The organism is Chitinophaga sp. (assembly GCF_039596455.1).
In the GTDB taxonomy this organism is placed as follows: Bacteria; Bacteroidota; Bacteroidia; order Chitinophagales; family Chitinophagaceae; genus Chitinophaga.
In genome coordinates, this window is sequence record NZ_JBCNJR010000002.1 from 769,757 (window position 1) to 788,622 (window position 18,866).

Annotated in this window: 15 protein-coding genes and 1 tRNA gene; 5 read left to right on the top strand and 11 right to left on the bottom strand. The window is 52.5% G+C overall.

All coding sequences use genetic code 11. The features are described 5' to 3' along the window. Positions 1–19: 19 nt before the first annotated feature. Both ABDW36_RS12830 and ABDW36_RS12835 read right to left on the bottom strand, forming a co-directional pair. Positions 20–3,790: a glycosyltransferase gene (locus ABDW36_RS12830; RefSeq protein ID WP_343702302.1), complete on the bottom strand. Its 3,771-nt coding sequence runs from the start codon at positions 3,788–3,790 to the stop codon at positions 20–22. Then, positions 3,787–5,103: a glycoside hydrolase family 2 TIM barrel-domain containing protein gene (locus tag ABDW36_RS12835; protein WP_343702303.1), complete on the bottom strand. Its 1,317-nt coding sequence runs from the start codon at positions 5,101–5,103 to the stop codon at positions 3,787–3,789. The genes ABDW36_RS12830 and ABDW36_RS12835 overlap by 4 nt, the downstream gene beginning before the upstream one ends. Positions 5,104–5,317: 214 nt before the next feature. On the opposite strand from ABDW36_RS12835, the gene ABDW36_RS12840 reads away from it, so the two are divergent. Then, positions 5,318–7,303: a tetratricopeptide repeat-containing sensor histidine kinase gene (locus ABDW36_RS12840; protein WP_343702304.1), complete on the top strand. Its 1,986-nt coding sequence runs from the start codon at positions 5,318–5,320 to the stop codon at positions 7,301–7,303. An 8-nt stretch (positions 7,304–7,311) separates the two neighbouring features. Here ABDW36_RS12840 and ABDW36_RS12845 read toward each other — a convergent pair whose 3' ends face one another. From ABDW36_RS12845 to ABDW36_RS12860, 4 genes are all read right to left on the bottom strand, one after another. Next, positions 7,312–8,733 carry a hypothetical protein gene (locus ABDW36_RS12845; protein ID WP_343702305.1) on the bottom strand — a complete coding sequence of 474 codons (1,422 nt, stop codon included), beginning with the start codon at positions 8,731–8,733 and terminating at the stop codon, positions 7,312–7,314. 61 nt (positions 8,734–8,794) lie between these two features. Further along, positions 8,795–9,571, bottom strand: a complete 777-nt coding sequence (locus tag ABDW36_RS12850; RefSeq protein ID WP_343702306.1) for an alpha/beta hydrolase — start codon at positions 9,569–9,571, stop codon at positions 8,795–8,797. Positions 9,572–9,583: 12 nt separating this feature from the next. Further along, entirely contained in the window at positions 9,584–10,399 is an 816-nt protein-coding gene (locus ABDW36_RS12855; protein WP_343702307.1) for a LuxR C-terminal-related transcriptional regulator, read from the bottom strand. 78 nt (positions 10,400–10,477) lie between these two features. Then, a complete protein-coding gene (locus ABDW36_RS12860; RefSeq protein ID WP_343702308.1) occupies positions 10,478–11,230 on the bottom strand; it encodes a helix-turn-helix transcriptional regulator in 753 nt (250 codons plus the stop codon). Positions 11,231–11,426: 196 nt separating this feature from the next. On the opposite strand from ABDW36_RS12860, the gene ABDW36_RS12865 reads away from it, so the two are divergent. Further along, a complete protein-coding gene (locus tag ABDW36_RS12865) occupies positions 11,427–13,172 on the top strand; it encodes a fasciclin domain-containing protein (RefSeq protein WP_343702309.1) in 1,746 nt (581 codons plus the stop codon). 60 nt (positions 13,173–13,232) lie between these two features. On the opposite strand, the gene ABDW36_RS12870 is transcribed toward ABDW36_RS12865, so the two are convergent. Both ABDW36_RS12870 and ABDW36_RS12875 read right to left on the bottom strand, forming a co-directional pair. Continuing rightward, positions 13,233–14,123 carry an alkaline phosphatase gene (locus ABDW36_RS12870; protein ID WP_343702310.1) on the bottom strand — a complete coding sequence of 297 codons (891 nt, stop codon included), beginning with the start codon at positions 14,121–14,123 and terminating at the stop codon, positions 13,233–13,235. A 67-nt stretch (positions 14,124–14,190) separates the two neighbouring features. After that, a complete protein-coding gene (locus ABDW36_RS12875) occupies positions 14,191–14,808 on the bottom strand; it encodes an XRE family transcriptional regulator (protein ID WP_343702311.1) in 618 nt (205 codons plus the stop codon). Positions 14,809–14,930: 122 nt separating this feature from the next. On the opposite strand from ABDW36_RS12875, the gene ABDW36_RS12880 reads away from it, so the two are divergent. After that, positions 14,931–15,749 carry a hypothetical protein gene (locus ABDW36_RS12880; RefSeq protein ID WP_343702312.1) on the top strand — a complete coding sequence of 273 codons (819 nt, stop codon included), beginning with the start codon at positions 14,931–14,933 and terminating at the stop codon, positions 15,747–15,749. Positions 15,750–15,810: 61 nt separating this feature from the next. Here ABDW36_RS12880 and ABDW36_RS12885 read toward each other — a convergent pair. After that, positions 15,811–15,884 (bottom strand) — tRNA-Arg (locus ABDW36_RS12885). A gap of 92 nt (positions 15,885–15,976) precedes the next feature. Between ABDW36_RS12885 and ung the strand changes: the two genes are divergently transcribed. Next, positions 15,977–16,648 (top strand): uracil-DNA glycosylase, encoded by a 672-nt coding sequence (gene ung / locus ABDW36_RS12890; RefSeq protein WP_343702313.1) that lies wholly within the window; start codon positions 15,977–15,979, stop codon positions 16,646–16,648. A gap of 30 nt (positions 16,649–16,678) precedes the next feature. Then, on the top strand, positions 16,679–17,449 hold the full coding sequence (locus ABDW36_RS12895) for a lysophospholipid acyltransferase family protein (protein WP_343702314.1): 771 nt from the start codon (positions 16,679–16,681) through the stop codon (positions 17,447–17,449). A 4-nt stretch (positions 17,450–17,453) separates the two neighbouring features. Here ABDW36_RS12895 and ABDW36_RS12900 read toward each other — a convergent pair whose 3' ends face one another. Both ABDW36_RS12900 and ABDW36_RS12905 read right to left on the bottom strand, forming a co-directional pair. After that, positions 17,454–17,831: a VOC family protein gene (locus ABDW36_RS12900; protein ID WP_343702315.1), complete on the bottom strand. Its 378-nt coding sequence runs from the start codon at positions 17,829–17,831 to the stop codon at positions 17,454–17,456. 84 nt (positions 17,832–17,915) lie between these two features. Beyond that, positions 17,916–18,710, bottom strand: coding sequence for a helix-turn-helix transcriptional regulator (locus ABDW36_RS12905; protein WP_343702316.1), 795 nt, complete (start codon positions 18,708–18,710; stop codon positions 17,916–17,918). Positions 18,711–18,866 lie beyond the last annotated feature (156 nt).

The following is an 18,866-nucleotide window of genomic DNA, read 5'->3' on the forward strand; positions in this document are numbered from 1 at the left end:
GTGGGTGGTGTAAAAATGCCTAATTCACCACCAGCGGCGTATTAAGCGTACTCTGCGCAGTAGTAACATCATTCCCTTTCACCGCCTCTACATACAACCGGTAGTACGCCGGGTTTTCAGGTATGGTTACGGTAATGGAAGCGCCTTTCCCCAGTTCCTTCAGGAATATGGTGTTGCCATACCCGTCTGTTTTCAGCAGGTACCATTCAAATTCCGGTGGTGACGGCACGCTGTCTGCCAGCATCCATTCCCCGTTTTGCGAAAGCAGGGCGTGATAGGTAAGCGGTGTGCCAGGGAGGGTGGTCCTGGCCGGTTTCAAGATGCGTACGCGCGGTAGTTGCGGCGCGGACAGGGGCGCCTGCCAGTACCGGCCAAGCTGGTAGAAGCCGGGCTTGTAGCGGCCCTGGCGGTCTGTGAGCCCGTTGAAGGTCACAAAGTCACGCGTATGCAGGTCTTGCCAGGCGGCGATGAATGCCGGGTGGCCGGGAGGTAATTTCGTGTACGCCTGTACGGGCACCTGGCTGATGAAAGTGGGTGTGCTTTTTATCTCTGCACCATGAAGCCCGGTGGTATCTGCAGAAGTTACCAGGCCAAAGGCATCCACAAAAGGTAGTTCCTGCGTGAAAAGCTGCAGGGTAGCAGCTATGCCGCTTTCCAGCTGAACATCCAGCGTGAGCGGCCGGGTTGGGTCTGTTGCCTTTATGCGGCGGGTCATGTTTTTCAGCCAGTCCATCCACATCTTTTGCTGGTAGAGCAGGGCAGGTTTGTCATAGAAGCTGTTCAGCTGCTGCCAGGCGTTGTTACCAATGTTCCAGGCTTTGATGCGCGGGTTGTGCTGCAGGCGTTCAATGGTGCTGATGATGGATTGCTCCAGCCGGGCCAGCGTGGCGGCCTGCTTGTTCATGTCCGTAATGTTGGGCACCCAGAAGCCGTAGTGGATGTCTATGCCTTCTTCAGTGGCCACGGCTAGAATATTCCTGTCGTATACACCAGGGCCGTACCGTTTGATAGTGTTAATGCCCAGCGTTTTCATGGTGCTGACGTCTTTGCTTACTTCCCGCCGGGTGAGGGAGTGCAGATTCCTGAACCAGTTGTCTCCCTTGCGGTAATTGACACCGCGTATGGTATCCGGCAGGGTCAGCCTTGCGGTGATGCGGCGGCTGGTATCTGTTTCTATGAGCGGCTCCGTTTGCAACGCCGGCAAGGGCCTGATGCGGCGGTCTTTTTGCTGTGCGGCAAAGAATTGGGCCGGTTGCTGCAGCTGCCAGTTGAGCACCTGGCCGGGCGCGGGGCGGGGCAGGTTTTGGTCATGATCACTGTTGAACAGGATGGCGGCGTGAATTTCAGGGAACCGGGTGTTGATAGCGCTGAAGGCATTGGTGAGCCAGGCGGCCTGGTTGCCGGCAGCGGCGAGGGAACCCATTTCGGCTACCATTACCGGCAGACCTGTTCTGAAAACCTGCTGCCGGTGAAAGGGCGTATACAGCTCCGCAAAAGAGCGGGAGCGTGCATCCGCATATTGCGGGCCATAGTTGAGACAGGTAACGCCTATCCAGTCTACATACGCTTTGCCGGGAAAATAGGCATCCACGGCTTGAGGGCTCCAGGGGTTCCATACCCAGATCACATTATGTACATGGCGGCGCGCAAAGAAGCTATGCACGTATTGCCAGGCAGCTTTAAATTCTTCCGGGGTATTGTTGCCCGCCGGTGACCAGGGGTAGGCCGGGTTGTCTGCTTCATGCGCAAAGCGCAGGTATACCGGGCGGTTAAGGGCTTTAACCTGCTGCGCAAATGTTTGCAGGTAGCCGTCATATACGCCGGCGCTGATGCGTGACAGCATTTTCTGTTCACTATTGGCATCACGGAAAAGTGCGGCCCAGGGCTCCCAGGTGATCATGGGGAGGGAGCCGTTGCGGTAAATGGCCTGTACCAGCGTATCAGGTACATAACAGTGCGGCGCTTCGCCCCAGGGAACATACAGGGAGATGATGTTGAAACGGGCCTGGTATTGCTGCTGGTACCGGCGTACGTTATGCAAGTCCGTTAACCCGTTGGAGGCGCCGGGTTCGTAAATGCCGGTATAAAATACGTTTTGTTTATGCGCTGGCCGGCCGGTGGCAGTGACGGATGGCTCTTCACTCATGCTCATCACGTAAAGCGTAATGCCTACGGCCGCCAGCAGCAGGGGCAGCCCCAGCTTGCGGAACACTACGTACAGCCGCAGGTGCCTGAACAACCAGAACTGCTTTTTTAACAGCAGGGGATATACGAGCGCGGCCCTTACCCAGCTGAAGCGCGCCTGCAGGCGTTGCGGCCGCAGGCTGGCAATGATGTTGAAGATCATGATCAGGCAGTTGATGCCTGCAATGCCCGCCATTACCAGGGAGTAAGGGTTCAGATCGTACGAAAGCCCGTAAACGATAGCCCCGGCAGAGGCCAGCAATACAATGATGTTGGGAATGTTGAGCCGCCAGTTGTCTGGCCCGGAGTCATCTTTAGGCGTGGGGATGTACGGCACCTTTTTACGCAGCAGCGTGTAAACCAGCCCCAGGATGTGCACCCACCAGGTGCCAATAAAGAGCAGCCCGCCTACTATATGAAAGCCGCGTTCCGTTTCTTCCATCACCCAGCGCTGTACAAAATGCCGTACCAATATTACGGAGGCTATTACCGGCAGGCCCAGCAACGCAAAGTCTACCATGTCCATCCGGAAGGGAATAAGCCCGGTGACGAGAGAAAGTATGGGGATGAGGAAGTTGATAAAAAATACCACACCGGAAAAATAATGGAAGGGGATGGTGCCGTAATGCAGCCGCTGCCGCCAGGTGAAGCGGCTGAACAGCTTCGGGTAGGTGGTTACAAATAATTCAAAAACGCCGCGTGACCATTTTAGTTGCTGGGCATAATAGGCGGAAAGGGTGGAAGGCACCAGCCCGCGGGTCAGCACGGCCGGCACATAAACAGACTTCCATTGTTTGGCGTGCAGCTGCATGGCCGTGTGCATGTCTTCCGCCAGCCCCGGCGCATGGCCGCCTATAGAGTTGAGCGCCGCTCTGCGGAAGGTGCAGTTGGCGCCAATGGCCAGCACGGTGCCGTAGCTGTTCATGGTGGCCATAATGGGGCCATAAAACTGGAAGGTTTGCTGCGCGGCGCCTTTGGCCACCAGGCTGTCTCCCATGTTGCTGTAGGCCTGTACCACCTGCACAAAACCAACTTCCGGGTTATTGAAATGATGAACAATGTGGTCCAGGAAATCAGGGGCCGGCACATGGTCAGGGTCAAGCACCACGCAAAGCTCGCCTTTGGCGTATTGCAGGGCGTTGTTGATGTTGCCTGCCTTGGCGTTTATTTTGTTGGTGCGGGTTACATGTACAACGCCCAGTTGCCGGCAAACTTCCGCCAGGTAAGGGTCATTGGCCTCATCACAAAGGTAGGTGGTATGCGGGTAGCGGATGGCCTGAATGGCGGTAAGTGTTTCCACGATCATGGCATGCGGCTCTCCCGCGCAGAAGGTGGTAAAGATGTCTACCGTAAAGGCATGCTGCGGCGGGGGAGTGCCAGGTATGGAAATGGAAAAATAGTGATACCATTCATGCAGCAGCCGCAGGCAGTTGAAGGTAATACCTGCCATCAGCACCCAGTAAAACGGGGCATAACCCACCTGGGAGTGCCGGAACAGGCACAGCAGCAGGTAGCCGGTGCTGCAAACACCCAGCAAAATCATTAACCGTAAAGTAAACCGTTCCATCCGCGAAGGCGGAGCAACCGGCTCCAGTGTTTTGATCATGGGCCTACTACGTAAAAAGGTGTATTGGCGGAAGCGTATTGCCCCCTGTTATCAAACACGGTTACGAATATCCGGTAAGGGCCTTCCTTTTCCGGCGCCCTGAACGTGGTGGCATACCCCTTGGCTGATAGCTGCAAGCCTCTCAGGGGGGCCGGTTTGCGGGTATTGGGCGTGTATTTGTCTTTCATGTACCAGTCTTCCGGTAATATTTCCCAATGTAAGCGCAGGGAATCTGCGGGTGGTGTTTCGAACAATATTTCCGCCTTTTGCGGGGCGCCGGGTTTGAGCAGGATGTTGTTTCTTGCGCCCTTGCCGTTCACCAGCATGTATTTGAGCGCCGGCGCCTGTTGGGCGGGCCATTGCCCCGTCCAGAGATACTGCAGCGTGTTCACCGTTTGGGAAATGGCGCCGGTACTACTGAAGGTGCTGAACCAGGTATGTGTTACTTCCTGCTTGCTGCCCCAGAAAAACACGCAGGCCCCCAGGAAACGGGGATGGTTCACCGGCATATGCTGCTCATAGAGCTCACGGTACTGCTCCGCTTTCCTGGTGCTGGTATTTTCTATGGGAGAGCCCCAGGCTGTGAACTCGGATTCCCAGGGCCCGTTTACGCCCCATTCGGTGATGAGAAAGGGGCCGTTCCATGCCCAGGAAACCTTGCCGAGGTCTTGCTCAAGGCTTCGCAGCTGGTTGAAGATGTTGATAGACAGGAGGTCCAGGCCATGCACTTTCCAGCGCAGGTTGTAAATGCTGTTCTTGTCCAGGTTGATAATGGCCGTGGTAACCGGGTGGTCAGGGTCTTCCGTACGTACCATGTTCACCAGGCTGTTGTAGGCCTTATAGAAAGGTTTGAACATGGGGCGGTAGGGGAAGTTCAGCTCGTTGCCCAGGCACCACATCAGTAACGCCGGATGTGACTTGTAGCGGTTCACCACGGCACGGAAGGCGGTGTATTGGGCCGCTGTTTTAGTGGTGTCTTCATAATAGGCAAGAAAGCCGCTGGCGGGCATGGGAAAGCCGGCAATCACCGCTATGTTGTGGGCCTGCGCTTCGTCCAGGATGCGGCCTAGATGAAGCGTATCCCATACGCGGATGGTGTTGCCGCCCGCTTCCTGTAATTTCCTGAGATGCGTGAAGCCTGCCGCCCCTTTGATGATGAAAGGCGTATCGTTACGGAAGAGCATATATTTACCATTCTCCCTGCCAATATGTACCCGCGGCTTGTAATCCGGCGGGGAAGCCGGTTTACAGCCTGCAAAAAAGGCAAGGGCGGTTATGGTCACTATTCCGTATATGGATATGGCTTTCTGCATGAGCTATCGCCGTTAAATATAGGATATTCTTCACATTGCACGGGCGGGTAATATACCGTGCATTTCCGGATAAAGAAAATCCTTATATTTAATTTATAATAGTTCCCATATCCATTGGAGAATGAGTGAATGTTTTTTGTCTAAGTCCCGTTATACGGCAGCACGGCGAATTATTCTGCTAGTAATAGTATTTGTTAACGCTTGTGCACCTGCCGTGCAGGAAACGTATGAACATCCTGCCTATTTCAACAAGGTTTTCTCCATAGCAGACAGTATCGGAAATTTCGATGCGGAAGCGTCATACCAATACCTTCAAAAAGCATATGCGGCATTTCCCGCTCCCGGAAAAATTGACCTGTACAACAAATATGCCCGCATACACTTGTACCATATCGCTAAAACCCTTGATCTGCCCCGCGCCATGGTGTATGCAGACAGTGCGCTGCAGGTATTTGACAACAGGCATATACGGGAAAGGTACCCGCTTTATTACGCCCGTGCGCTTTTTTCAAAAGGAGATGTGCTCCGTGAGCGAAAGAAATATGATGAGGCCTACGTTTATTTTTACCGCGGCCGTGAAGTATTGCTGGAAACAAAGGATACCTGCCAATATCACGAATATGCCAGCAGGTTGGCGCTGGTATATTACCGCCAGGAAAAATACAAGGAAGCCGTGCCTTACTTTCTGGAAACGTTTGAGCGGCTGGGCAACTGCGATACGTTGCGCTTTAATATCTTCTATTACCGGCAAGGTATGCTTGACAATGCAGCACTCAGCTATGACAAGGTCGGGGATGACAGCACGGCGCTGGCGTTGTATGACAGTACCCTTCGTTTTATTGAAAACAGGGGTGCAAAGTTCCGCCATATTCCCACGCACAACAGCAGTATGCAAGCCGCCATTGCAGTAGTATACGGCAACAAGGGAAAAGTGCTGCTGCGCAGGGGAGATACGCTGGCCGCAGAAAAGCTTTACCGGCAAAGCATAGATATCAACATCAGGGGCAGGGATGAAAAAAGGGACGCGCTGATCACCATGGGCAAGCTGGTTGAACTGTACCTGGCAGGAAACCGCTTCCAAAATGCAAAAGCGGTGCTGGAAGAAATGCAGGCTTCCCTGGAAGTATTTCCGGTGGCGGAGCTCAGGCAGCAATGGCTGCGCCTGCAATGGCAATACTATGAAAAAACCGGTAGGCCAGATGAAGGGTACGCCGCGCTCAGGGCTTATACGCAGCTCAACGACTCTCTGCGGGCGGTTGCAGCCAAGCCGGCGGTGGCTGATATCAACAAGGAGTTTGTGCGCATGGAGGGAGAGCACCGGCTGGAGATGCTGCAAAAGAACAATGAGTTGCAGATCGCTTACCTGTTTATCCTTATATTCCTGTGCCTTACCGTCATGGCCGTTGCATGGATGATCTGGCAGAACTGGCGGAAGTCACGCCGCCACGTGGCCGCGCTCCAGCATTTGAACCAGGAGGTTACGGCACAGCACGATAACATCCGCAAGAGCCTTGCGGCGCTTGAACAAAGTCAGCTGAGCCATTACCGCATGATGAAGATAGTGGCCCATGACCTGCGCAACCCCGTAGGCGCCATCCACACCTTGTCGGAATTATTGCTGATGGACCCGACGCAGGAAAAGAGAAACAAAGAAATGGTGGAGCTGATCAAAACGTCCAGCACCAGCGCGCTAAGCCTTATATCCGACCTCCTGGAGCTGGATACCTCACTGGCAAACATGGAAAAGGAACTGGTAGAGGTACATGTGGCCTTGCGGTATTGTGTAGACCTGCTGCAGACAAAAGCGATGGAAAAGCAGCAGCACATTCTGCTGGACGCGGAGCCCGTAAAAGTGCTGGCCTGCCGCGAGAAGATCTGGCGGGTGTTCAGCAACCTCATCAACAACGCCATCAAATTCAGTCCTGACGGCTCCAGCATACAGGTGGCGCTGAAGCAGCAGAACGGTACCGCGGTGATTACCGTAAAAGACCCAGGCATCGGCATTCCGGAAGCGCTGCAAGGCAAGCTCTTCAGCCAGGCCAGGGAAGCAAAAAGAAAAGGCACCCGTGGAGAGGAGTCTTTCGGCTTTGGCCTGAGCATTTCCAAACAGATCATTGAAGCGCACAACGGCAAGATCTGGTTTGAAACAGAAGAAGGCAAGGGTACTACGTTTTATATTGAGTTGAAGGCTGCCAGTTAGTAAATTGGTCAGGGCTGCTTTTTTACGGCGGCTGTGTTCTCCAGCAATGTTTTAAGCGTTTCCAGCGCTTTGGCCTGCTCTGCAATGAGGGCCTGCTGGCCTGCTAATTTTTTATGCAGGTCAATGACGTACAAGGTCAGCTCTTCTATTTTCTGCATTTGTTTTTGCTGCATATCCCCCAGGTCAAGCCCTTGTTGGGCTAATTCCGCGGCGGAGGGGATGCCTGGGAGGTGGCGCTTTTCACGGATGTGGGATTCAACGGTTTCGAGGGTGGGCAGGGGGTAGGCGGGGTCAAAAACGAAGTCTGCCCAGTTCGTCCGTAATTTCACTGTTACTTTTTCAGCGATCATTCCTCCGGCCACAGAGAGTTTGTAGCCATATGAATAGGGTGTGCCAATAGAAATATTGCCATGTTGGTCAATACGCATTCTTTCTTCCGGCACCGAATTGTCAGCAGTGGAGAAACTCATGAACCCGTCAATGGCGGCGCTACCCCGGTGGAAATTTATACTTGCCTTTGGCAGGCCATACCAGTTATAGACCAGTTTGGAGGTAGGCTGATTAATAGGATTAACATTCGTGTTGACCTGTTGAATACTGACTGATGATTGTTCTGAACCTGTGGAGGTGGAAACTTCAAATTTACCTGAAGGATCGGACGTGCCGATGCCAATATTCCCTGATGCCAGATCTATTGTTAACATTTCACGTTGAAGGGCCGTGCCACCCGGTGTACTGCCGGAATTACCCATTATTTTAAATCGGTTGTTTATTTTACATAGCCATGCAGACGAAGCATGCTGTGCTATCCATCCCCCGTTCCACAACGCGTCAAATGATAATTGAATATTGTCCTCGCTGTAGGAGAGCATGCCGAATATTCCCACGTTGTCTTTGCTAAGTTTGAACTGGCTGGCGGAATTTTCGGACGATCTTATCTCAAGTTTATGACCCGGCGAAGTAGTACCGATGCCAACATACCCATTACCCGCAATATTGAAAAAGGGCGTAAGTGGCGTGCCGCTAGCCGCATTACGCCCGCCCCAGATGGAAAAATTGTTATGGTGGTCGCCGCTGCCGAAGGTAAGCGCCCAAGACTGTTGATAAGCAAGAGTAGGCTGGTTGTTCCGGGATGCGGGTTTGCCGTCATTGTCGAGAAGAGGGTTAATGTTGGTGCCTAATATGCCGGTAAACACACCTGTTACTTCTTTTTCTATCTGCTCATGAGAGCCGATGGTAAACCAGTCATAATCCGGGCCGGTACCGAATTGTTTTCTGATCAGCAGGTTGCCATTGTAGAGCGTGAGTTTTTCACTGGGGGAAAGCGTGCCAATGCCAACATTGCCGGTGGCTTCGAGCTTGTTCTGGGCTTGTGCTGCATTGGCAGCCAGGAATATCGCCAAAAGGAGAAGGAGAGATTTCAAAGGCATAGGTTTGGGTTTTTTATTGTTTGCAGTTAACACGAAACTAATAAAAAACCTGTATGAAACCTTACCCCATGAACGCCCTGTCTGCAAAATCACGCAACATCCTGTTGAAAGCCGCCGGCTGGTCAATATTGGCCAGATGTCCTGCGCCTGCAATAAATTGCACATGCCGATGCAGCGGCGTTGCGTTGGTATAACCGGCGTCTATCACCTTTTCTTCCGCTCCAAATACGAGCGCTACAGGCATGCCGGAGCCGGCAACACAGGCAATTTCGTCATTCCATTCGCCGCGGCCTAATGATGTGGCCATACCACTTCTGAAGGCGGCGTCTGTACGGCGGTAGTCTGCGGCCATGCCGGCAATTACCGCTTTATTCCCCACGGCCGTCAGTGCACTGAGATAGGCGCGCAACGCGGTTTCCGGGGGATCTTCTGTGAACAGCACGGCGCCATGCTCCATGGGTTGCATGACGTTTGCAGGGGTTACCGTTCCGCCAACCAGTCCCGCGCCGGTGAGGAAAAGCCCCTTGCAACCGCGCAGCTGCGGGGCTATTTCGGCAATAAAATTGCAGCTGATGGAAAGCGCGGCCAGCACGTATGGAGCGTTGCCGGTAATGGCATGGATGTTGGCCTGCAGAGCTGCGGCCATGGCGGGCAGGGAATAACTCTCCATCTGCGGCGCGCTGCCGTGACCGGGCATGTCAAGACAAATGAGCCGGTGTGCCTGCAGTTCCGGGGCCGTAACCTGGTGCTGCCACACGGCAGATGAGCCTGAGCTTTGATGAATGAAAATGATCATTTTTCCTGAGGTGCCTTCTCCTTCGTAGGTAATGTGCTGCATGACTGGTATTGTTTAGATGAGCTGAATAGAACAGGCAAAGGCAATCAGCTCTGCCACGTTGCGGGTGTTGGTTTTCCTGAGCATGTTTTTACGGTGATTGGCTACAGTGTTTTCGCTGATCTTCAGCTTGTCTGCTATCTGCTTGCTGCTGCTGCCGCCCGCCAGCATTTCCAGGATGTGTTTTTCATGCCGGGAGAGCAGGCTGTCTTCTTCGTAAGGATAAAAGAAGTTGTTTTGCATGGCGCGTTTTACAATGCATTCCCCGCTTTCTTCCGTTTTCTCGATAGCGTGGTAGATCATGCGGTCTTTCTTGACAAGACTGATGTCTGTCACAATGCCCAGGCTGTACAACGGCAGTCCGGTGAGTTTGGAAGTGATGTAGGCGCCATGCTGCAGCACCGGCACATAATGACCGTTACGGTGCCGCACCCTGAAGTTATAGCTGAAGATGAACTGGCTGTGCTCTTCCTGCGGGAGCGATTGCAGAAACTGCATGTTGGCCGGGAACACCTTGTGGTTATACACCCTGAAATCATCCGGCTGGTAAATGTCCATCAGGAAGGGAATGCCGCCTTCTAGGAACTCCCGCGGGTCGTAACCCGTAATCATCCGGCTGGCGTCACTCATGGCCAGGTAGCGGGAGCTGGTATAGTCAACTACATAGAGGAGAGGGCCTGCCTGCCGGAGCTGGCTGCCTGATTCCCTGAACTTTGACAGGAGTTGTTTTACATCTTGTTCGTCCACATGATCTGCCGCGAAATACAGGTCTTGCAAATGCCGTTCAAATGTAAGATCGTTCTTACGTTGCACGCGTCCGATTTTCTTCATGGCAAGGGTTGAATAGCTGGCCAAATTTGGCGAAACGCCGGTACTCCGGCAATACCCACTAGTGGGTAGCCTGCCTTGTCAGAAGAATATCTTGTACATCATCAGCTCCGCCATATTCCTGCATCCAAGTTTGCGAAGCATGTTTTTCCGGTGGGTTTTGGCCGTATCGCACGTTATGGCAAGCCTGTCTGCTATCTGTTTGTTGCCATGGCCTTTGAGGAGGAGGGACAGCACCAGCCTTTCCCTGGCGGTCAGCTGCAGGAAGCGGGTATAATTTTCCATGTGGAACTTTCTGCTCCGCAGTATTTGTTTAAAGTCAAGCAGGTATTGGGGCAGGTCATTGAGGTCTATGTCTATGGTGATGCGTGCCTTCCCTTCTTCGGGGAAGCGGTTTACCGTCCACTCCGGCTTGCCGGAAGCGGGCGGGAGTGAGGGGGCGCCGGATTCCATCCAGTTCAGGGCGGCATGCTCGTGAGAAAAAAAGCGGGGAGTGAAAGACGTTTTACCATCTGTATACATTTCCATGATGGAAACCGAGGCCAATACATCAGGGCCTACAATATGCGCTACCTTATAATCTATGCCCTTGTCTCCTGCGGGTTTGTCCAGGAACTCATACGTCCATTGCTGCAGGTCTGGCGGAATAGTAAAAGAAAATCCTGTTTCGTCCCATACTATCTTTTCCGGTACCGTTTTCTCAAATACTTCCTTGTAGGTTTTGATGCCCTCAATAAAGGTCTCGGCAGTATCACAAGCCTTCCATGTTCCCTGGAAGAGGTTGAGGCTTTCATTATACCGGAGCAGCAGATGGTCGGACTGGTATAGTTCCATAAGGTAAGGATTTGCAGGGGTGAAAGTGCGCTTCAAATATAGTGGTATCCTTGATAACTATTTATTAATTAACAAATAGCGATATGCAATAATGCTTGCGCTACAAAGGTATTTATGTGATTCAATAGCCAGAAATGGCTATTGGCTGACCTGCACCGCCGGGCTAATTTCACGGCAGAAAATGAAACCATTTGCCATGAAAACATGTAGCACCTTCCTTTTGTCCCTTGCCTTGCTGGCGACAGCCTGCAAAAAGGACAAAGAAACGCCGGAAGAGAAACCAAAACCGGCGGCCGAACTCACCACATCCCTCAATGCCAGGATCTCATCTATTGACACGCTCAGCAAATTTGCCGCTATTCTGAAAGACCTGGAAGTATCTGACGCAGACGCCACGGCAGGCGTAACGGTATTTGCCCCTTCTAACGCCGCGTTTACCAATGCCGGTGGCCGGCGGGCGCCAGACTTCAGCGGGGAGCTGCGTGAAAAACTGGCTGATTCCTCAGAGCTGGAAGACTATATCATCAAAGGAAAGCTGGCTGCCGCAGACCTGACAGACGGCAAAACGTTGACCGCCATCAACGGCAAAACCCTGGTGGTACATGTGCAGAACGGCCAGCTGTACATCAATGCCGCTCCTGTTTCTGCAACAGGCGTGGGCATAGGGGAGCGGTATATCATGCACGCGCTTTCCGCGCTCCTTAACCAGGACCAATTGCCCGCTATCACCGCCCTGTCTGACGAAAAAACCTTTCCCGGCTGGCTGCTTACTATTGAAGGCAAAAACTTCAGCACCGTGCCTGCGGAAAATGAAGTGAGGATCAATAACCTCAACGCCCAGGTGCATACGGCAAGGGCAGACAAGCTGGTAGTAACCGTACCGTTCGGCGCCACCGCAGGTAAAGTAACGGTGTCCATTAACGGTAGAACGGTGAGCAGCGCCGCCAGCGTTGCCATTATGCAGGCAAAGGTGAGCACCATTACAGCACTCAACGGCCTTGGGGTAACGAACGTCCAGGGCATTGCGGTAGACAATAAAGACAATCTTTATTATACGGATTACGAAGGCCAGCGTGTGATACAGTACACTCCCGGCGGCCAGGTTTCCGTTATACAACCCACCGTTCAGTCCACGATAGATGTGAACCAGGACGGCATTATCAATGGCTACGACAGGGTAGCGGTGCTTGAAGACCCCTGGGGTATTGCAGTAGACGCCCAGCGCAACCTCTATGTCAACACCAGGAGGTCAGGCGTAAGCGCTATTTACCGGGTCAATACAACCACCAACGCGGTTGAACTGTGGGTTGGCGGTAACAGCGCGGGGCCGGCTACCGGGCCCAAAAACATTGTCAGCATGAGTTACCCTGCTTTCGTGAAATTTGCGCCAAACGGCCTGCTGTATTATACCGTTGCCACTCCTGACGGTGGCCTGCTGGTGAATATACCGGCCAGCGGGAATGTGACCGCGCTACACAATGCCAATGCTTTCATGTCCGTTGATCCCGCTGCGCGTCCACAAAGCTTCACTGGCATGGCTTTCGGTGCAGACAACAGCGTTTACCTTGCTGATGAAAGCAATTTCCGCATCTGGAGCACCGGCCCCGGCGGTATCAGGATGGTAGCGGGCAATGGCAAGAATGAGGCGAAAGACGGGGTAGGGGTATCAGCGCAATTCGGCGCGCCCATGGATATTGCGGTAGACCAGAAAGGCAACCTGTACGTTTGCGACAACGATTACACGCACAACCGTTTTGTGATCCGTATGATCAACCCGCAGGGCGTGGTGACTACCATTGCCGGCGGGAATGGCGCCAGCCAGGTGGATGGCCCCGGCGAAACGGCCAGGTTTGAAGGGGTGAACTGTATTGCCGCAGATAGTAAAGGTGTGTTCTACATCGGTTCCGATAATGGCAGCATACGTAAACTGAGCATTGAGTAGTTGCCTGCGGGCAGCTACATCTGAAAAAGCCGCGCTTTCAAAAGGAGCGCGGCTTTTTCGTTACTTAAATATCTCAGCAATAGCTTTGCCGATCCATACCTGCGGCGGCGTGAGGCCAAACAGCCGGGCTATGGTGGCGGCCGTGTCAAAGGTCATTACGCTGCCCTGCACTTCATGGTTTTGCAGAATGCCGGGGCCTTTCACGATCCAGGGAATTTCCATTTCATTCATGGAAATTGACCCATGGCCTTTGTTGATGCCGCCATGGTCTGCCGTGAAAATTACCACGGTGTTTTGCTCTATGCCGGCTTCTTTTACCGCTTGCAGCATTTCACCTACATGCGCATCTGTACGCTCAATGGCGGCATAATACTCCGGTGTGCCATGGCCTACCTTGTGGCCCACACTGTCTACATCATGCAGATGCACAAACAGGAAAGACGGCTTTTTTGACTTGATGTAGGCACAGGCGGCGGCAGCTACCGCTACATCGCCATCACAGTTTTGATTTTTATTGACAGCGGCTTTCGGGAAGAGGTAGCCTATGCCTTCCCATTCGTAGATGACGCCTATTTCACTTTGTGGTTTTGCTTTCCGGAGCAGGGAGTATATGGAGGGGAACATGTTATACTCGTCCAGTACCCGTGCCGGCAGGTCCGGCTGCTTGCTGCCCCAGGTGGTGTAACCATGCAGTTCCGGGCCGGCGCCCATCACCATAGAGGCCCAGTTAGGCGCGCTGGATGAGGGGAGCACCGTTCTGGCGTGCAGCGTCCAGGAGCCCTGCTGCATCATGGCCCGCAAATTAGGCACCCTGGCCTGCTGAAAGGCATACGCGCCAAACCCGTCTGACCCGATGAGGATGACGTGTTCCGGCGCAGACTGGGCCATGGATGGCCGGGCGCAGATCAGTAGCAGGCAGCAAAGGAACCGGATAGGCTTGGAAAAGATCATACAGGTTTTTGCCTGACAAGATAGGGAATATTTCTTTTCAGGAAAATAAATTTCCATTGAATAAACTCTAGCGGCTCAATTCTCCAAAGAAATACATCACCAACAGGCGCACGGTGGTGTTTTGGTGATGGATAGGCACGTGGTTGATATTGCCGTCAAAAAACAGCGAATCGCCTTCATACAGGTCAAATACCTTGTCTTCCAGCTGGTATTGCAGGTTGCCGTTCAGCACATATACAAATTCATAGGCCGCAGTGGAGACCTGTTGCCGCTTTGCGCCGGGGCGCAGCGTAAGCAAAGAGATCTGGAAAGCGCCGCCTTCAAAATTGTTTTCCAAAATAGACTGGTACTCAAAGCCGGTGGCGCCTTCTTCTTTTTCGTAGTAGGCATAACTGTCATGACGCAGCAGCAGGTAACCGGGAAAGCTGTTTTCCGCGCTCAGTTCGGAAAAAAACGTTTCCGGTTTGATGCCCAGTTTCCGGATAATGGTAAAAAGTGTGGGAATGGTAGGCAGCATCCGGCCGTTCTCTATTTTTGAAAGCATGGCGGATTTGATGCCGGTAAGACCGGAAAGGTCCAGCAGCTTCAAGCCCTTTTCTTTGCGGTACCTGCGTATAAGCCCGCCTATCTTGTGATAGACCAGATGTCCGCTATTGACTGCATCCTCTTGTGGTTCCTGGTTCATAATGACTTGACGGTGATTTGAAAATCGGAATACGAATGTAATGAATCGTTTCATGAAACATATATGCCGCCCGTAGCGCCTTCAGATTTCCCTATATTTGTATCAACCTTTAACTAAACCATATGAAAAAACTATTTGCCTGCCTGACCCTGCTGGTTGTTACCCTCCATGCAATTGCGCAGAAAGCTTTCAACAACGATGTTATCCTGAAGATGAACGGCGAAGAGCTGACCGGTAAAGTGGTAAAGATCAATGACGGCGATCTTGATTTTGTATATGCCAATGAGACGCTGGTGTACAATATTAAAAAAGCGGACATCATGAAGATCACCTTCGGCAGCGGCCGTATAGAGGTCTTTAATAAACCGCCGCAGTCTTCCGCCGGCAACCAGCCCGCGCAGGGCGGCCCGGGCCTTGAAGAGCACCATAACAAGGTAGCAGTTCTTCCTTTTGCTTTTGTACGTGACGGGCAGGTGGCAGATGAATCAGTAGGTGAGGAGGTGCAAAATGAATGTTATTCCTACATGAGCAAACATGCCGGCGTATTTACCATCCTGAACCCCCGCACTACCAACGCCATGCTGATCAAGGCAGGTGTAACCAAAGAGAACATCAAGGGATATACAATGGAAGACCTGTGCGGCATACTGGGAGTGGAGTATGTGGTCAACGGCCTGGTAACCATGAACAAAACCACACAAACTACTTATCAGTCCAATTCCGGTTCTTCATCCAAAACCGATGATAAAGACCGGCGGTACAATTCCTCTTCCTATGGTACCGCTACGCAAAACTATCAGACAAAACTGAACCTGGCTGTTTACAATGACAAGGGTGACAGTGTGTACGAGCAAGACAGAACATCTTTCTGGAATACACAGGACGCGTATAAGAGCACGCTGGAGTACCTGCTGAAGCGTTCTCCGCTTTATGCCAAATAGCTGTTATTTCACATGCCGGCACAAAAAAAGGCGATCTATTTCAACAGACCGCCCTGCAAAGTGAACCGGATTGGATTCGAACCAATGACCTGCTGCTTAGAAGGCAGCTGCTCTATCCAGCTGAGCTACCGGTCCGGTACACTATAAATTTTTTTTTACTGGGAGTGCAAATTTATATAATTTCCCGTTAATTAATCAAAATATTCCTCTGATTCAAAATTATAGCCATGGACGTAAAGATTGAAAGTAGCTGGAAAGAAGTGTTGAAAGATGAATTTCAGAAAGCCTATTTTGAACAGATAGTCATGTTCCTGAAACATGAAAAAGCCCTTGGTAAAACTATTTATCCGCCCGGAAGCCTGATCTTTAATGCTTTTGACAAAACGCCTTTTGACCGTGTGAAGGTGGTGATCCTCGGGCAAGACCCTTACCATGGCCCCGGGCAGGCGCACGGTCTTTGTTTCAGCGTGCAGAAAGGTGTGAAACCGCCGCCCTCTCTCGTAAATATCTATAAAGAACTGAATAAGGATATTGGCCTTTCCATCCCGGAAACGGGAGACCTCACCCCCTGGGCGGAAAGCGGTGTGCTACTGCTCAACGCTATGCTGACCGTGCGTGACGGCGAGCCGGCCTCTCACAGTAAAATAGGGTGGGAGAGCTTTACAGACGCAGTGATACGCAAAGTATCCGAACTGAAAGAAGGGGTGGTATTCATGCTCTGGGGAAAGTTTGCGCAGGACAAGCAGGTGCTGATTGACGGCACCAGGCACCACATCCTGAAAGCGGCGCATCCTTCTCCCTTCAGCGCAGATAAAGGTTTTTTCGGTTGCCGGCACTTTTCCCGTGCTAATGAGCTGTTGATCAGGCAGGGCAAGGAGCCGGTGAACTGGCAGTTATAACAACGATATTCTCAGATTGATCCCTTTTAGATGAATTGGCTTAGAAATATAGCAGGACGAGTGTTTGCCGTATACGGTCTATTACTGTTCGCAGCTACTTTGCTGATTGTGCTGATCCCTATCTGGATCGTTTCCTTTCTCCCCGATCCGCATAAAACCCGCTGGTTCCTCATCATAGGCAGGGGCTGGATGAAGGTGTACATGAACCTTATCTTCTGCCCGGTATACCGCAAGGGCCTGGAATATTTTGAAAAAGGAAAGGTGTACGTGGTGGTATGCAACCACAACTCTTTTATGGATGTGCCCGTTACCACGCCGGGCGTGCCAGGTGTGAACAAGACCCTGGCCAAAGCTGAAATGGCCAGGATCCCGCTGTTTGGTATGATGTACAAGATTGGCGGCATTATGGTAGACCGGAAGAACGACGCCAGCCGCCGGCAAAGCTTTGAACATATGCGGCAGGCGCTGGAAATGGGGATGCACATGGTGCTGTTCCCGGAAGGCACCCGCAACCGCACCGGCTACCCGTTGAAAAGCTTTTACGACGGTGCTTTTATACTGGCCATAGATACACAAACACCCATCATTCCTTCACTGCTTTTTCACACGCGGGATATTCTGCTGCCCGGCAAGTTCTTTGCCCTGCCGCACCGTATAGACTTCCATTTTCTGCCGCCGGTGCCCACCGCCGGCCTTACACGGGCAGACCTGCCGGTGCTGAAAGAAAAAGTGTTCATCACCATGTGGGATTATTACCTCTCCAACGGCGGCTCCGGAGAACAGCATTTTACGGAAAGCTGAACTGCTACACCGCCGTGATCCACCAGCTGTTGCCGAACGGGTCAAAGATGCCGGCCGCACGGCCATAGTCTTTATTATCCGGCTCCTGTCGGGAAGTGGCGCCCGCAGCCAGCGCTTTTTTATAAGTGGCGTCCGTATCGGATACAAACATGAAAACGGCGCCCGTTTCCGGCGGGAAAGCATCGGTGCTGTTGCCGAACATAATAACGCTGTCGTCGATACGCACTTCTGCATGCATTACGCGCCCGTCATCACCTTTATGCACCATTATTTCTTCCGCGTCAAAAGCCGCTTTTACGAATTCCAGGAATTTGAGGGCGTCTGACACCAGGAAGTACGGGCATACGGCCGGATAGCCTTCGGGTTTATTTGTTTTTGCCATGTTGATGAATGTTTTGAGTCCGGTACAAAGATAGGAGCGCTGTATGGGGCGAAATTGGATAAATACGACAAGTTGCGCCGGTATCTACTCCCGGTACTCAATGCCTTCGGGGCGCCCGGCAAAATACTGGCGGGGGTGGTAACCTGAAAATTCCCTGAACTCGCGGATGAAATGCGACTGGTCGTAATACCCGCATGCATAGCCTATATCAGTGAGGCTCCGCTCTTCTCCGTAAGCGGCCAGCGCGTGCTGGAAACGGATGATGCGCGTATACAGTTTCGGGGAAAAACCGCAATACTCCTTGAACCGGCGTTCAAACTGACGGGTGGAAAGGCAGGTTTCCGCGGCCAGCTGCTCTACGTTCAATTGCCCTTTCTGATGGAGGATGTGGCGCAGCGCAAGATGTGCGGCGGTAGGGTGTTGTTCATTCTTCCGCAGCCGCGCCTCCAGAAAGGCGCTGAGTATTTTTACCCTTTCGAAATGATCTGCGGCGGTCATCACGCGCTCTTCCAGCAGGCGGCCTTCCGTTCCCAGTACGGCTTCCAGGCCGGGCATCTGGTTGCTGAAATCCGTAGCGGGGAGGCCGAACAGCCGGGGCAACGCGGTGGGGTAGAGGTAAGCCCCGAAAATGCCGAAGCTGCCGTGCGTGAGGAAGCGGCGGTAGTGGCTGCTTTGCGCATGCACCACGGCGGGGTGGTAAATGTCATTGGGCCGTGCGGGCTCTGTGAACATGCCTTTGTAGTGGAAAACCATTTCCACGCAGCCGTCTGCCATGGAACGGTATATGTACGGCTCTCCTTCGGCCACTTCGTGCTCGAATACCCAGAACATGCGTACATGGGCCACCAGAGCGGGTGGAGGAGGAAATGTACGGTACATACACAAAAATTTCATTAAAGTTACCGCATATATATCTATTTCCCAAGGTGAACCCGCCCGAAAGCCAGCATGCGCGGGCAATAATGCGAAAAAAATCCGGCCTGTAAAGGATTTGGGCGGAATTTATTTCGAAAAACCATCACTAAACAAAAGATC

What these genes read in the sequence shown, in the direction of transcription:
- ABDW36_RS12830 (WP_343702302.1), bottom strand. Translation starts at nt 3,790, where the DNA reads ATGATCAAAACACTGGAGCCGGTTGCTCCGCCTTCGCGGATGGAACGG.
- ABDW36_RS12835 (WP_343702303.1), bottom strand. Translation starts at nt 5,103, where the DNA reads ATGCAGAAAGCCATATCCATATACGGAATAGTGACCATAACCGCCCTT.
- ABDW36_RS12845 (WP_343702305.1), bottom strand. Translation starts at nt 8,733, where the DNA reads ATGCCTTTGAAATCTCTCCTTCTCCTTTTGGCGATATTCCTGGCTGCC.
- ABDW36_RS12850 (WP_343702306.1), bottom strand. Translation starts at nt 9,571, where the DNA reads ATGCAGCACATTACCTACGAAGGAGAAGGCACCTCAGGAAAAATGATC.
- ABDW36_RS12855 (WP_343702307.1), bottom strand. Translation starts at nt 10,399, where the DNA reads ATGAAGAAAATCGGACGCGTGCAACGTAAGAACGATCTTACATTTGAA.
- ABDW36_RS12860 (WP_343702308.1), bottom strand. Translation starts at nt 11,230, where the DNA reads ATGGAACTATACCAGTCCGACCATCTGCTGCTCCGGTATAATGAAAGC.
- ABDW36_RS12865 (WP_343702309.1), top strand. Translation starts at nt 11,427, where the DNA reads ATGAAAACATGTAGCACCTTCCTTTTGTCCCTTGCCTTGCTGGCGACA.
- ABDW36_RS12870 (WP_343702310.1), bottom strand. Translation starts at nt 14,123, where the DNA reads ATGATCTTTTCCAAGCCTATCCGGTTCCTTTGCTGCCTGCTACTGATC.
- ABDW36_RS12875 (WP_343702311.1), bottom strand. Translation starts at nt 14,808, where the DNA reads ATGAACCAGGAACCACAAGAGGATGCAGTCAATAGCGGACATCTGGTC.
- ABDW36_RS12880 (WP_343702312.1), top strand. Translation starts at nt 14,931, where the DNA reads ATGAAAAAACTATTTGCCTGCCTGACCCTGCTGGTTGTTACCCTCCAT.
- ung (WP_343702313.1), top strand. Translation starts at nt 15,977, where the DNA reads ATGGACGTAAAGATTGAAAGTAGCTGGAAAGAAGTGTTGAAAGATGAA.
- ABDW36_RS12895 (WP_343702314.1), top strand. Translation starts at nt 16,679, where the DNA reads ATGAATTGGCTTAGAAATATAGCAGGACGAGTGTTTGCCGTATACGGT.
- ABDW36_RS12900 (WP_343702315.1), bottom strand. Translation starts at nt 17,831, where the DNA reads ATGGCAAAAACAAATAAACCCGAAGGCTATCCGGCCGTATGCCCGTAC.
- ABDW36_RS12905 (WP_343702316.1), bottom strand. Translation starts at nt 18,710, where the DNA reads ATGTACCGTACATTTCCTCCTCCACCCGCTCTGGTGGCCCATGTACGC.